The 13333-nt window shown below is 73.4% G+C and carries 13 protein-coding genes; 6 read left to right on the forward strand and 7 right to left on the reverse strand.

Translation table 11 applies throughout. From position 1 onward, the window contains the following. Positions 1 to 255 precede the first annotated feature (255 nt). Both I3F54_RS26645 and I3F54_RS26650 read left to right on the forward strand, forming a co-directional pair. The gene (locus I3F54_RS26645; RefSeq protein ID WP_240121461.1) at positions 256 to 819 is read left to right on the forward strand and encodes a retropepsin-like aspartic protease; all 564 of its coding nucleotides are present in this window, start codon (positions 256 to 258) and stop codon (positions 817 to 819) included. 215 nt (positions 820 to 1034) lie between these two features. Then, complete coding sequence (locus tag I3F54_RS26650) at positions 1035 to 2174, forward strand: site-2 protease family protein (protein WP_240121462.1); 1140 nt, start codon at positions 1035 to 1037, stop codon at positions 2172 to 2174. Positions 2175 to 2299: 125 nt separating this feature from the next. On the opposite strand, the gene I3F54_RS26655 is transcribed toward I3F54_RS26650, so the two are convergent. Both I3F54_RS26655 and I3F54_RS26660 read right to left on the reverse strand, forming a co-directional pair. Next, complete coding sequence (locus I3F54_RS26655) at positions 2300 to 4060, reverse strand: MOSC and FAD-binding oxidoreductase domain-containing protein (protein WP_240121463.1); 1761 nt, start codon at positions 4058 to 4060, stop codon at positions 2300 to 2302. Between the two features lie 227 nt (positions 4061 to 4287). Next, complete coding sequence (locus I3F54_RS26660) at positions 4288 to 5253, reverse strand: pirin family protein (RefSeq protein ID WP_240121464.1); 966 nt, start codon at positions 5251 to 5253, stop codon at positions 4288 to 4290. A gap of 145 nt (positions 5254 to 5398) precedes the next feature. Between I3F54_RS26660 and I3F54_RS26665 the strand changes: the two genes are divergently transcribed. After that, the gene (locus I3F54_RS26665; protein WP_240121465.1) at positions 5399 to 5758 is read left to right on the forward strand and encodes a tetratricopeptide repeat protein; all 360 of its coding nucleotides are present in this window, start codon (positions 5399 to 5401) and stop codon (positions 5756 to 5758) included. A gap of 97 nt (positions 5759 to 5855) precedes the next feature. Continuing rightward, positions 5856 to 6503, forward strand: coding sequence for a peptide deformylase (locus I3F54_RS26670; protein WP_240121466.1), 648 nt, complete (start codon positions 5856 to 5858; stop codon positions 6501 to 6503). 24 nt (positions 6504 to 6527) lie between these two features. Here I3F54_RS26670 and I3F54_RS26675 read toward each other — a convergent pair whose 3' ends face one another. After that, a complete protein-coding gene (locus I3F54_RS26675) occupies positions 6528 to 7958 on the reverse strand; it encodes an NAD(P)/FAD-dependent oxidoreductase (protein ID WP_240121467.1) in 1431 nt (476 codons plus the stop codon). A 132-nt stretch (positions 7959 to 8090) separates the two neighbouring features. Between I3F54_RS26675 and trxA the strand changes: the two genes are divergently transcribed. Beyond that, a complete protein-coding gene (gene trxA / locus I3F54_RS26680; RefSeq protein ID WP_240121468.1) occupies positions 8091 to 8477 on the forward strand; it encodes a thioredoxin in 387 nt (128 codons plus the stop codon). A 169-nt stretch (positions 8478 to 8646) separates the two neighbouring features. On the opposite strand, the gene I3F54_RS26685 is transcribed toward trxA, so the two are convergent. Both I3F54_RS26685 and I3F54_RS26690 read right to left on the reverse strand, forming a co-directional pair. Beyond that, positions 8647 to 9681, reverse strand: coding sequence for a LacI family DNA-binding transcriptional regulator (locus tag I3F54_RS26685; RefSeq protein ID WP_240121469.1), 1035 nt, complete (start codon positions 9679 to 9681; stop codon positions 8647 to 8649). A gap of 188 nt (positions 9682 to 9869) precedes the next feature. Then, positions 9870 to 10547, reverse strand: a complete 678-nt coding sequence (locus tag I3F54_RS26690; RefSeq protein WP_240121470.1) for a TetR/AcrR family transcriptional regulator — start codon at positions 10545 to 10547, stop codon at positions 9870 to 9872. A gap of 116 nt (positions 10548 to 10663) precedes the next feature. Between I3F54_RS26690 and I3F54_RS26695 the strand changes: the two genes are divergently transcribed. After that, complete coding sequence (locus I3F54_RS26695) at positions 10664 to 11227, forward strand: NAD(P)H-dependent oxidoreductase (protein WP_240121471.1); 564 nt, start codon at positions 10664 to 10666, stop codon at positions 11225 to 11227. A 110-nt stretch (positions 11228 to 11337) separates the two neighbouring features. Here the strand turns inward: I3F54_RS26695 and I3F54_RS26700 are convergent, their stop codons facing one another. Both I3F54_RS26700 and I3F54_RS26705 read right to left on the reverse strand, forming a co-directional pair. Continuing rightward, positions 11338 to 12099: an SDR family NAD(P)-dependent oxidoreductase gene (locus I3F54_RS26700; protein ID WP_240121472.1), complete on the reverse strand. Its 762-nt coding sequence runs from the start codon at positions 12097 to 12099 to the stop codon at positions 11338 to 11340. Between the two features lie 75 nt (positions 12100 to 12174). Continuing rightward, complete coding sequence (locus I3F54_RS26705) at positions 12175 to 13314, reverse strand: acyl-CoA dehydrogenase family protein (protein ID WP_240121473.1); 1140 nt, start codon at positions 13312 to 13314, stop codon at positions 12175 to 12177. Positions 13315 to 13333 lie beyond the last annotated feature (19 nt).

A 13333-nucleotide genomic window follows, 5' to 3' on the forward strand; every position in this document is an offset into this window, starting at 1 on the left:
CCGGGCCACCCGCGGTGGCGCGGCACCGTGCCCTGCTCCTCCGGCTCCCGGGCCGGGAGCAGGTCGAACAGGCGCCGGTCGCCGTCGAGCTCCAGTGAGTCCAGCGGAACACGGCCGTACAGGGCAAGAACCGACTCACCGGACGTACCCCTGGCAGAGGCGTCGGCCGCGCCAGGGGCGACGCGGGGTGTTTGCGCGGGCGCCCGAAGGTGACCCCGGCTGGGAGAGACCGTACGCAGACGGAGGTATCCCGCCATGGCCCGGTCCGTCCGTACCGCCCGCGCCTCCGGCACCGGGCCCCCCGGCCGTGCCGCACGGCTGCTGGCTCCGTTGCTGGCGACACTGCTGCTGGCGGGCTGCTTCGTCGGATCGGGGGACACCTCCGGCAACCCGTCCGCCCCGTCGGTCACGACGGGCGCCCGGCAGGTCCGGCTCACGGTCGTGGAGAGCGACGGCCGGGTACTGGCGCTCGTGCCGGTGACGATCGACGGGCAGGGCCCCTTCCGGTTCGTGCTGGACACCGGTGCCGCCTCCAGCGTCGTCGCCGCCGACGTGGCGCAGTCGCTGGACCTGCCCCGGACGGGTGAGCGCCGGCTCATCATCGGCGTCGTCGGCACGGAGAAGGTTCCCGTGGTGACGATCGACGACTGGAAGATCGGCAAGGTCGCTCTCGACCCGACCGACGCCGCGGTCGTCACCCTGCGGAACTCGGGGAGCGACCCCACCATCCAGGGGTTGCTCGGATCCGACGTGCTGAGCCGGTTCGGGCAGATCTCCCTGGACTACGACCACGAGGTCCTGAGGCTGCCCTCCGGCTGAGCCCCGGCGGGCCACCGGGATCCGAGCAGCACCACGCGGTGCTGCTCGCCGGTCCCGGTGCGCAGGGTGCCTCGGGACCGGTGCCGAGCGCCGGCACCCGGTGCCCTCGCCCTCACCGCTTCGCCGCCAGGGCGACGCCGTGAGGGCTGACGGGTGGACGGCCGGTCCCGTGGAACCCGGAGACCAGCGGCCCAAGGAAAAGAGGCGTATCCGCGGTGAAGGCGACCTTCTCGCTCGGACACGTGGCCGGCATCCGGATCGGGGTCCACTGGAGCGCCCTCGTCATCGTCGTCGCGGTCGCCCTGGGCCTCACCGACCGGCTCCGCGGCGCGCTACCGGGGAGCCCGGCCTGGCAGTACTGGCTCACCGGCGCGCTGGGCGCGGCGGCCTTCCTGCTGTCGCTGCTGGCCCACGAACTCAGTCACGCGCTGGTGGCACGCCACAACGGTGTGGACGTCGACGACGTCACCCTGTGGCTCCTGGGCGGCATCGCCCGGCTGCGGAGCGAAGCTCCGACACCGGCCGTCGAGACCCGGATCGCCTCGGTCGGCCCGCTGGTCAGCCTGCTGCTCGGCGGTCTCCTCGCGGCCCTGGCGGCACTGCTCGACGCCCGGGCCGCAGGGGCACTCGCCGTCGACGCGCTCGCGTCACTCGCGGGCCTCAACCTCCTCCTCGCCGTCTTCAACGCGCTGCCGGCCGCCCCGCTGGACGGCGGCCGGTTGCTGAGGGCGCTGGTGTGGCGCAGGACGGGCAGCCCGCTGCGCGGCACCGCGGCGGCGGTCAGGACCGGGCGGGCGCTGGGATGGGTGCTGATCGCCGCCGGACTGGTGCTCTTCGTGTTCGGCTCCTTCCTCAGCGGCTTCTGGCTCGCCGTCATCGGCTGGTTCCTGATCGCGATGGCCGGTGCGGAGGCCGGGCCGGCGCGCGCACGCAGGCTGCTGAACGGGGTGCCGGTGCGCCAGGCGATGACGCCCGACCCCGTCACCGTGCCCTCCTCCCTCACCGTGGCCCGGTTCCTCACGGCGCCCGAGTTCCGCCACCGCCACTCCGCCTTCCCCGTCGTCGACGGGGAACAGCGCCCCGTCGGCCTGGTCCGGGTCAAGGCCGCGTCCGACGCTCCGGAGGCGCAGCGGCGCCTTCCCGTCACCGCGGTGATGATCCCGGTCGGCGAGATCCCCACCCCGCACCCCGACGAGCCCCTGGCGGGCCTCCTGCCCGCGCTGGACGACAGCCCGGCGCACCGCGCCCTGGTCGTGGAGGACGGCCGGCTCGCGGGCGTGGTCACCCCCTCGGACATCGGCCGGGTCTCCTCCTGGCTGGCGTCCTCGGCCCCGTGGCGCCACCGGGCCTTCTGAACGTCGCGTCCGGCGGCCCCGTGCCCCGCCGTGTGCGGGAGTGAGCAACCCGGGCGAGGTGCGGGAACGGTGGGCGGAAGGCCGCTCCTCGATCCGCGGGTCCCTTCTCGTCGGCGCAACGGGCCCTACAGGTCGAGGACGGCTTCCGTGATCGGTTCGCTGCAGCACACGAGGACGGTGCCGGCTTCGGGGAGTTGCAGAGGTGGTGTGGTGTACGTGACGTCGCCGGACACGAGAGGGGTGATGCAGGTGTGGCAGACGCCGGTACGACAGGCCCAGCGGGTGGGGATGTCACAGGCTTCGGCCAGTTCGAGCAGTGAGCGGTGGGCCGGTGACCAGGGGGTGGTGATGCCGCTGCGGGCGAAGGTGACGAGGGGTCCGGTGCCCTGGGGGCCGAGGGGTTGGTGCGGCCGTGGCGCTCCGGTGGGCGTGACACCGGGGTTGATGGCGGGCAGGGCACTGAACCGTTCGGTACGGATCTGTTCCGGGCGCAGGCCTTGGTCGCGCAGGAAGCCACCGAGGTCGTCCATGAAGGCGGGTGGTCCGCAGAGGTAGGCGTCGGCATCGGTGGGGATCCCCATGGCCCTGACCGATGGGGCCGTCGGGCGGCCACGGGTGACGTGGGCCTCGTCGGGACGTGGGGTTTCGGAGGTGTAGTAGATGTACTCGTGGGCGTCGGGGAGTTGCGCCAGAAGGGTGTGGGTCTCATCCGCGAATGCGTGGTGAGCACGGTCGTGGGCCGTGTGGATCCACCAGAGGGGGCGTGGGTCCCGTGTGGCGGCGAGCCGGTGCAGCATGGCGAGCAGGGGCGTGGCACCGATCCCCGCCGAGATGAGGGCGATCGGGCGGGTGCCGTCTTCGAGTACGAACGCTCCGTGGGGGCCGGCGATGTCCACGAGGTCCCCGGGGAGCAGCGCGGTGTGGATGCGGCTGCTGACCTGACCGAGCGGTTCGTGCTTGACGCTGATGCGGTAGCCGGCAGCGGTGGGCACAGAGGACAGGGAGTAGGAGCGTACTGCGGAGGCGGCATCGCCGACGGCGAGGCGGAGGGCGAGGTTCTGGCCGGGGAGGGCCTCGGGCAGGGGTGTGCCGTCGGTGGTGTCGAGGTAGATCGACGAGACGGTGGGGGTCTCGGGGACGATGCGGGCGACGCGCATCGGCTTGAAGCCCGGACGCGCCGGCTCTTCTCTCGGATGCCGGGTGCCGTCGCGTCGGCCCGGCCGCACCGGTTCCCGTGCGGGCTGCCGGGCGGCGGCGAGTTCGCGGAAGGACTGCTGCCATCCGGGACTGAGGGCGGGGACGTTCAGTGCCCTGCGCAGTTTCGCGGAGTCGCCGTCGGGGAGGTAGAGCAGTGCGTCGGTGTCGGCGACGCTGAGTTCCTCCGGGCCCTTGCGGGTCAGGACGATCGCGTCACCTGCCTGGACGCGTCCCTCGGTGATCACCCGCAGGTAGAAGCCGGGGCGGTGGTGGGCGACCAGCAGGGAGGCCATGCCGGGTTCGCCGAGGCGCATGCCGACGCGGTAGCAGGTGACGCGTGGCTGGGTCACTTCGAATTCGGCTTCGCCGATGCGGTACCGGTCGCCGATGCACACCTCGTCGTCGGGCAGGCCGTCGACGGTGAAGTTCTCCCCGAAGATCCCGAAGGTCAGGTCATCGCGACCGAGATGCCTCCGCCAGTGGTGGTAGGACTCCAGCTGGTAGACGAGGACGGCTCGGAATTCGCCGCCGTGCCCGGCCAGGTCGCCTTGACCGTCGCCCTCGATGTTCAGCCGCCGGACCATGCGTGGGCCCTGGACGGGGGACTTCCAGACTCCGGTGTGGACGGTCCTTCCCCGCCAGGAGACGTCCTTGGGCAAGCCCACGTTGACGGACAGCAGCGTCGCCATCGCGGACCTCCTGTGGGGTGGCCGGCCGAGGGGGCGGCCCCTCATGGCGTTGTGGTCCGTGCCCTGGGAATGATCCTAGTTCCGCGCCGGCACCAGCGCATTCCGCGATCACGAAGCTCGGCTTGTTCTCGGCGGACGGCGGTCCCTGCCGCCACGCCGCCGGGCGCGGGGAACGCCGGGCAGCACACGTCACCCGAGCCGGCGCCGAGGTCGGTTGCTTCCCCGGGTCAGCGCACCCTCCCCCGCGGCTTCAGCGGTGTCGCGGGCAGCTCGGGGGCGGGTAGCGGATCGCCGTCGTAGCCCTTCACCTCTCCGAACCGCGTCCCCTCCGTCCAGTCCCGGCGGGCCTGCTCGATCTCGTCCTGGGAGCGTCCGATCCAGTTCCAGAACATGACCAGCTCCTCCTCGAACGGCTCTCCGCCCAGGAGCATCAGGCCGGCGTCCGACTCGGCGCGCAGGGGGAGTTCGGTGCGTCCGCAGCCGAGGTAGAGCATCGAGCCGGGCAGGACCGGGACACCGTCGACGTGGGCCTCGCCGGACATGGAGAGGACGGCGTACTCGAAGTCCGGCTCCAGGGGCAGGCGGACGTCGGCACCGCGGGTGAGGGCGAGGTCGGCGCCGGCGATGGGCGTGTGGGCCGTGCCGGGCGAGACCACTCCGTCGAGGGAGCCGAGGATCAGCGTCGCCGTCAGGCCGGGCGCGGTCACCGTCGGCAGGTCGGCATGGTGTTCGAAGCGGGGCTCGGTGTGCCGGTGGCTGTCGGGCAGGGCGACCCACAGCTGGGCGCCGTGCAGGAAGCCGGCGTGGGAGCGGGGGCTCTCCTCGGAGTGGCTGATCGCCCGGCCGGACGTCATCAGGCCCAGCTCTCGCGGGCGGATCAGCTGGAGACTGCCGGTGGAGTCGCGGTGCAGCACCTCGCCCTCGTGCAGCCAGCTCACCGTCTGCAGGCCCATGTGCGGGTGCGGCGGCACCTGCATGCCGGGTTCGTCGGCGATGTCGTCGGGGCCGTAGTGGTCGACGAAGCACCAGGCGCCCACCATCCGACGGCCCAGGTTGGGCAGCAGGCGGCGTACCTCGGTGGACTCGCCGAGCGGGACGCGGCGGGGGCTGAGGAGCTCGCGGACCGGTTCCGCCACGACGAAGCCGCGGCCTCCGCACACACTGGGCACCGCCTGGCGGTCAAGGTTGCTCATACCGCTCAACCTAGCGCCGCCCCTTGCCTTCGGCAGGCCAACTCCCCGGACGTTCCCGGGGCCGGATCCGGGACCGTCGGACCCCGGTCAGGTGCTGGAATACCGCACCGGGCTGCCGGGTTGCCGCACCCGAAGGAGGTTCCCGGTGGAGAGGACACACGAGGCCGGCTACTACGCACACGGCACGCTCGCCGAGCGGTGGGAGCGTGCGCAGCTCTTCTTCGCGGCCAGGGACTACGCCGGCGCGGCCCGGGTGCTGGACGGGCTGGTCGAGGAGGTGCCCGAGCAGACGGGGCCGCGGCTGCTGCTGGCGCGTTCCTACTACCACTCGGCGCAGTTGCGACGCGCCGAGGCGCAGTTGCGCCTCGTCGTCGAGCGCGACCCGGTGGAGCACTACGCACGGCTGATGCTGGGCCGCACCCTGGAGCGCCAGGGCCGGAAGGAGGAGGCCCGGACGCACCTGCGGATCGCCGCGGCGTTCGCCGGCGACTTCGAGCAGGACTGACGGGCGACGGCGGCGCCCCCCGTGACGCCCCCGTGCCCCGGCGGGCGGGCGCCGTCCGCGGGGTGGTCGCCGGTGAGCGGCGTGGCATGCTGGCACGATGGCATGTCCCCCCGATCGTGCGCCGCTGACCGACCGGGTCGAGGAACTCCTCTCCGGCGGCAGCCCGTTGAGGATCGTCACGGCCGGTGATCCGGTGCTGCGCCGTGGTACCGCGCGCTACGACGGGCAGTTGGGCCCGGACCTGCTGGCCCGCTTCGTGGCGGCCCTGCGCCTCACGATGCGCGCGGCGCCCGGTGTGGGCCTGGCCGCCGTTCAGGTCGGTGTGCCGTTGCGGATCGCGGTGCTGGAGGATCCCGCTCCGGTGCCGCCGGAGGTGCGGTCGGCGCGGGGGCGGGTGCCGCAGCCGTTCCGGGTGCTGGTCAACCCGTCGTACGAGCCGGTCGGGACGGCCCGCGCCGCCTTCTTCGAGGGGTGCCTGAGTGTGCCCGGGTGGCAGGCGGTGGTGGCGCGTCACTCCGAGGTGCGGCTGCGGGGCGAGGACGAGCGCGGCCGCGCGTTCGACGAGGTGTTCTCGGGGTGGCCCGCCCGTATCGTGCAGCACGAGACGGACCACCTCGACGGCCTGCTCCACCTCGACCGTGCGGAGCTGCGTTCCCTGTCCTCGAGTGAGGCGATGACCGGCCGCTGGAACCAGCCGACACCCCGTACGGCGGCCGGGGAACTGGGCTTCGACCTGCCGGAGTGAACCTCTGCCGGAGTTCCGCGCGGGTCAGCCGCGGTAGGCCTCCAGCAGCCGCAGCCACACCTCGCTGATCGTCGGGTAGGACGGGACCGCGTGCCACAGCCGTTCGATCGGGACCTGTCCGGCGACGGCGACGGTGGCCGAGTGGATCAGTTCACCGACGCCGGGGCCGACGAAGGTCACGCCGCGCAGGATCTCGTCGTCCAGGTCGACGACCATCCGGGCCCGTCCCCGGTATCCGTCGGCGTACAGGCCCGCACCGGCGACCGAGGACAGGTCGACGTCGACGGCTCGCACCCGGTGCCCGGCCTCCTCCGCCTCCGCCAGGGACAGGCCCACCGCTGCGGCCTCGGGGTCGGTGAAGACGACCTGCGGGACGGCGTGGTGATCGGCGGTGGCGGCGTGCGCGCCCCACGGGCCGGTCTCCGGCAGCGGCGCCCCGGCGGCGCGGGCGGCGATCGCGGCACCGGCGATGCGGGCCTGGTACTTGCCCTGGTGGGTGAGGAGGGCGCGGTGGTTGACGTCGCCGACGGCGTACAGCCACTCGGTGCCCGGTACGCGCAGGCTGTCGTCGGTATCCAGCCAGGAGCCGGGTTCCAGGCCGATGGTGTCGAGGCCGATGTCGTCGGTGCGCGGGGCGCGTCCGGTGGCGAAGAGGATCTCGTCGGCCTCGACGGTGTCGCCGCGGTCGGTGACGACCACCACGGTGCCGTCGACGCGGCGGACGGACTCGACGGCGGTGCCGGTGCGGACGTCGGCTCCGGCCTCGGCGAGGCAGTCGGCGACCATCTCACCGGCGAACGGTTCCATGCGGTTGAGCAGGCCCTTGCCGCGCACCAGGACGGTGACGCGGCTGCCGAGGGCCTGCCAGACGGTCGCCATCTCGGTGGCGACCACCCCGCCGCCGACGACGACCAGGCGTCCGGGCACGTGCTGGGCGCTCGTGGCCTCCCTGCTGGTCCAGGGCCGCACGCCGGCGAGGCCGGGCAGGTCGGGCAGGCGGGCGCGGCTGCCGGTGCAGACGGCGACGGCGTGCCGGGCGGTCAGCACGTGCCGTACGCCGTCGGCGTCGGTCACGGCGACGGTGCGCGGACCGGTGAGCCGGCCCTGGCCCCGGTAGAGGTCCGCGCCGATGCTCTCCAGCCACCGGACCTGGCCGTCGTCCTGCCAGTGGGAGGTGTAGTCGTTGCGGTGGGCGAGGATTGCCGCGGCGTCGAGGGGCCCCCTGACCGCCTGGCGCAGTCCCGGTACGCGGCGGGCGTCGGCACGGGCGACGACCGGCCGCAGCAGGGCCTTGCTGGGCATGCAGGCCCAGTACGAGCACTCGCCGCCGACCAGTTCGCTCTCCACGACCGCGGTGGACAGGCCGGCCGCGCGGGTACGGTCGGCGACGTTCTCCCCCACAGGTCCGGCTCCGAGCACCACGACGTCGTACGCGATGGATTCCGATTCCGTCATGGGGTCAGTCTTCCGGGTGGTGTGCCGTGGGAGCCAGATGGGTACGCGCGCCGGAAATCGACGGAATAGCCGGTGGCCCGGCCGTGTTGTGCGGACGGCTTCACCCCCTAGCCAGGAATGAGGATGCATCCGATGAGCAGCACCGTGGAGCTCACCAAGGAGAACTTCGACCAGACGGTCACGGACAACGAGTTCGTCCTGATCGACTTCTGGGCGTCCTGGTGCGGGCCGTGCCGCCAGTTCGCGCCGGTCTACGAGAAGGCCGCGCAGGACAACCCCGATCTGGTGTTCGGCAAGGTGGACACGGAGGCGCAGCCGGAGCTGGCCGCGGCCTTCGGCATCCAGTCCATCCCGACCCTGATGATCGTCCGCGACCAGGTCGCCGTCTTCGCCCAGCCGGGCGCACTGCCCGCGGAGGCGCTCACGGACGTCATCGGCCAGGCCCGCAAACTGGACATGGACGAGGTGCGCCGGGCCATCGCGGAGCAGCAGGCCAAGTCGGGGCAGGACGGGCGGTGACCGACGCCTCCGCGGGCCCGCTCCCCCGTGCCACGGGGGAGCGGGCCCGTTCGCGTGCGGGGCGCAGACGTTTCCCGCGCGGCCCACGCGTGTGCGGGAGCGGTGCGGGGGCGGTGGGTGCGGCCGGTGGGCCGTCCCCGACCGGTGTGGGGGCGGGGCGGTCCGTTCCTCAGCTCGATTCCCGGTGCACCACCGAGGCTCCCAGGATGGTGTGTGTCTCGGGTTCGGCGCCGGGGTCGCGGACCGCGCGGTCGACCAGTTCGGCGAGGTCGCGCCCGGAGGGCAGGTCCATGTGGACCGTGCTGAGCCGGGGGCGCAGGAGCCGGCCGAGCATGAGGTCGTCGGCGCCGATGACGGCGGTGTCGGCGGGGATGCGGACGCCGGCGTCCTGGAGGGCGCGCATCAGCAGCATCGCGTACTCGTCGTTGTAGGCGAACACGGCGTCGAGGCCGAGTCCGGGCCACCGGCCGGCGAGCCGGGCGGCGGACCGCTCCTCGTAGGCGAGGGGCAGTGCGGTCACCTCGGCACCGGTGTCCTGCACGGCCGCGCGGGCGCCGTCGAGGCGGGGCCGGGAGAAGGTGTCCAGTCCCGTCTCCTCGGGAACCACGACTCCGATGCGGCGGCGGCCCCGGGCGTACAGGTGGGCCACGGCGGCGTGACCGACGGTGGTGTGGTCCATGAGCAGGGCGTGCGCGCCCTCGACGGACCCGGGACCGAGGGTGACCACGGCTCGGGCCCCGGACCGCTTCAGGACGTCCACGCCCTGCGGGCCGAGCCCGGCACCGGGTACCAGGACGGCCACCGGCCGCAGTTCGGCCCAGGCGCGGGCGGCCTCGTCACCCCGGAGGGCGACGGTGCCGTGCTGGACGACGGTGTAGTCCAGGCGGCCGAGGGCCCACTGGAGTTCGTTGATGAACGCGTTGTACAGCGGGCCGACCGGGATGGCGGGCGCGGGCATCAGGACCATGCGGCTGTGCCCGGCGCGCAGGCTGCGGGCGGCGGCGTGCGGGACGTAGCCGAGTTCGCGTGCGGCCTCGTGGACGCGGCGGCGGGTGGCCTCGCTGATCCGGACCGCGCTGGTGTTGTTCAGCACGTAGGAGACGGTCGCGCGCGAGACCCCGGCCAGGCGGGCGACATCGGCGCTCGTGGGCACGGAGCGGGGTGCGGGCGACGCGGACGGGGGCGTGTTCGGTATCTGCACCATGACACTGCGCATCCTGGCAGAAGCGAGGACCGGGATTCCGGTCGGGTGGGACAGCGAGCGCGCACCGTGACGGTGGGGCCCCGGGGCGGGCGGACCGGCGGCGTGGAGACACGCGGATCCCCCACCAGCCCGTCGTCGGCGTCGGCACGGGTGCTGGCGCGGGCGCGGGTGGCCCAGGTGCAGCGGGCTCAGGCGCGGGCGGCTCGGCTGTGCGGTCCGGTCCCCGTGATCCGTGCGACCAGGTCCGCCCAGTTCGCCTCCAGCCGCTCGACGGGCATCCCGCACTGCCGTACGAGGTGATGGACCAGGGCGGGGCCGAGCTGCGCCATCAGCACATGGGCGAGCAGGTCGCAGTCCGCGTCCGGGACGGACTGCCGCAGCAGGAGCACCACGTGGTGGTGCTGGACCCGCCAGGCCGGCACGCCGAAGCGGCGGTCCGAGCCGGGCTCGGCCGCCAGTTGCAGGTCCAGTTCCTCCACGGTGCGGCGCAGCAGCGCGCGGCCGAACGCGTGCAGGCGCTCCACCGGTGGAGCACCGGGCCCGAGCGGGGGCGGCCCGCCGAGGAAGGCGGCCTGGAACTTCCGCTCGGAGTGGTCGAGCAGCGCCGTCAGCAGTCCGGTGCGGTCGCCGAAGCGACGGAACACCGTGCCCTTGCCCACCGCGGCCGCTGCGGCCACGGCCTCCATCGTCACGCCGTCGGCGCCGTGCTCGGCGATCAGACGGGCCGCCGCCTCCAGCAGCTTCGCCCGGTTGCGGGCGGCATCGGCGCGCAGGCAGGGCTCGTCATCGACGGCTCCGAGCTGGATCAGATCGGGGCCGAAGAAGTCGCGGTCGGGCGGCGGAAACGGCGGCTGTGCGGCGGGCATGAGGCCAAGCGTAGAGCATCGGGAACAAAACTGGACCGCAGTCCGGTTACCTGGTACACATTTAAACGGACCTCGGTCCGGATCGTATCGGCACAGTTTCAGCCCTTGGAGTTCTCATGTCTGCTCGCATCCTCGCGCTCGTCGGCAGCCTTCGCGCCGGGTCGCACAACCGCCAGCTCGCCGAGGCGGCCGTCAAGCTCGCTCCCGAAGGCGCGGAGGTCGTGCTGCACGAGGGCCTGGCCGACGTTCCCTTCTACAACGAGGACATCGACGTCGAGGGCAGCATCCCGGCCGCCGCCGCACAGCTGCGCGAGGCCGCCGCCGACGCCGACGCCTTCCTGCTGTTCGCGCCCGAGTACAACGGCACCATTCCGGCCGTGCTGAAGAACGCCATCGACTGGCTGTCCCGCCCCTACGGCGCCGGCGCCATCGCGGGCAAGCCCGTGGCCGTCGTCGGCACCGCGTTCGGCCAGCACGGCGGCATCTGGGCGCAGGACGACGCCCGCAAGGCCGTCGGCGTCGCCGGCGGCAAGGTGATCGAGGACATCAAGCTCGCGATCCCCGGCTCGGTGACCCGCTTCGCCGAGATCCACCCGGCGGACGACGCCGAGGTCGCCGGTCAGCTGACGGAGGTCGTCGCCCGCCTCCACGGGCACGCCGGCGAGGCCGTGGCCGCCTGAGCCGTCCTGCACGGCGGTCCGCGCATGAGTGAGGGGCCGGAGCGTTCGCGCTCCGGCCCCTCACCGCTGTTCGCGGCCCTGGACGACGGCGGTACGACGGCCGTCGGCCCCTAGCGGGCGCCCATCCGCAGGGCGCCGTCCATGCGGATCGTCTCGCCGTTGAGGTAGTCGTGCTCGGTGATCATGGCGACCAGGCGGGCGTACTCGGCCGGCTGGGCCAGACGCTGCGGGAAGGGCACGCTCGCGCCGAGACCGGCCCTGACCTCCTCGCTGAAGCCCGCCATCATCGGCGTGTCCACGATGCCGGGAGCGATGGTGACGACGCGGATGCCGTGCTGGGCGAGGTCGCGGGCGGCCGTGACGGTCATCCCGGCGACTCCGGCCTTGGAGGCGGCGTAGGCGATCTGGCCGATCTGGCCCTCGAAGGCGGCGATGGAAGCCGTGTTGACGATGACACCGCGCTGCCCGCCGTCGTCCGGCTCGTTGCGGGTCATGGCCGCCGCGGCGAGCCGCATGACGTTGAAGGTGCCGACCAGGTTGACGTCGACGACCGCGCGGAACAGGTCGAGGTCGTGCGGGCCTCGACGGCCGACGACCCGCGCGGAGGGCGCGATGCCGGCGCAGCTGACGGCGAGGCGGAGCCGGGCGCCGTCGGCCTCGATGCGGGTCAGCGCTTCCTCGACGGGCTCCTCGCGGGTGACGTCGGCGGGCAGCAGCGTGACGCCGTCGGGCTGCGGGCCGGCCTCGGCGACGGCCTTCTCCAGGTCCAGGCCGTAGACGGTGGCGCCGCGGGCGGCGAGTGCGGCGGCGGTGGCGGCGCCGAGCCCGGAGGCGGCGCCGGTGACCAGGGCGGCGGATCCTGCGATGTCCATGGAACTCCTCGGCGGTGAGGGTGGCCGACAGGGCGGCCGGTACGGCACGGGTGGGGCGGTCGGGCGCGGGACCCGTCAGGCGGCGAGACCTCGGCTGATGACCAGCCGCTGGATCTGGTTGGTCCCCTCGAAGATCTGCATGACCTTGGCCTCCCGCATGTAGCGCTCGACCGGGAAGTCCCGGGTGTAGCCGTACCCGCCGAGCACCTGCACGGCGTCGGTGGTCACCCGCATCGCGGTATCGGTGCACACCAGCTTGGCCACGCTGGCCTGCCGGCTGAAGGGCCGGCCGAGGTCGTGGCGGCGGGCGGCGTCCAGGTAGGTGGCGCGGGCGGAGTCGACGCCGGCGGCCATGTCGGCGAGGAGGAAGCCGAGGCCCTGGTGGTCGATGATGCGCCGGCCGAAGGAGGTGCGTTCGTTGGCGTAGGCGACGGCGGTGTTCAGGGCGGCCTGGGCCAGGCCGGTGGCGCAGGCGGCGATCCCCAGGCGCCCGCAGTCGAGCGCGCTGAAGGCGATCTGCAGGCCCTGGCCCTCGTCGCCGATGCGCCGGTCCGCGTCCAGGAACGCCCCGTCCCAGTAGGCGGCGGCGGTGGGCACGGCGTGCAGGCCCATCTTGCGCTCGGGGGCGCCGAAGCCGAGCCCGTCGACGGCGCCGGGGGCCAGGAAGCAGGAGATGCCGTGGGTTCCCGGGGCGGTGCGGGCGAACAGGGCGTAGAAGTCGGCCTTGCCGCCGTGGGTGATCCAGGCCTTGGTGCCGGTGATGCGGTAGCCGCCCTCGACGGGCTCGGCCTTGCAGGACAGGGACGCGGCGTCGGAGCCGGCCTGTGGCTCGGACAGGCTGTAGCCGCCGATCCGCTCGCCCGCCAGCATCGCGGGCAGCCAGCGGTCCTTCTGCCCGTCCGTGCCGAACGCGTTCAGGGGGTGGCAGGCGAGGGTGTGCACGCTGGTGGCGACGGCCACGGCGGCCCAGCGGGTGGCGAGCTCCTCCAGGACCTGGAGGTACACCTCGTACGGCTGGCCACCGCCGCCGTACTCCTCCGGGTAGACCAGGCCGAGCAGTCCGGCCTGGCCGAGGGTGGCGAACAGCCCCTCGGGATAGGTCTCCGCGTTCTCGTGCTGCTCGACGCGGGTGGCGAGTTCCTTGTCGGCGATCTCCCGGGTGAGGGCGATCAGATCCGCGGCCTCCGGGGTGGGGAGCAGGCGGTCGACGTCCACGGTGGCTCCAAGTGGTACT

Origin of the sequence: Streptomyces sp. MUM 2J (assembly GCF_022414535.1) — a bacterium.
Lineage (GTDB): Bacteria > Actinomycetota > Actinomycetes > Streptomycetales > Streptomycetaceae > Streptomyces.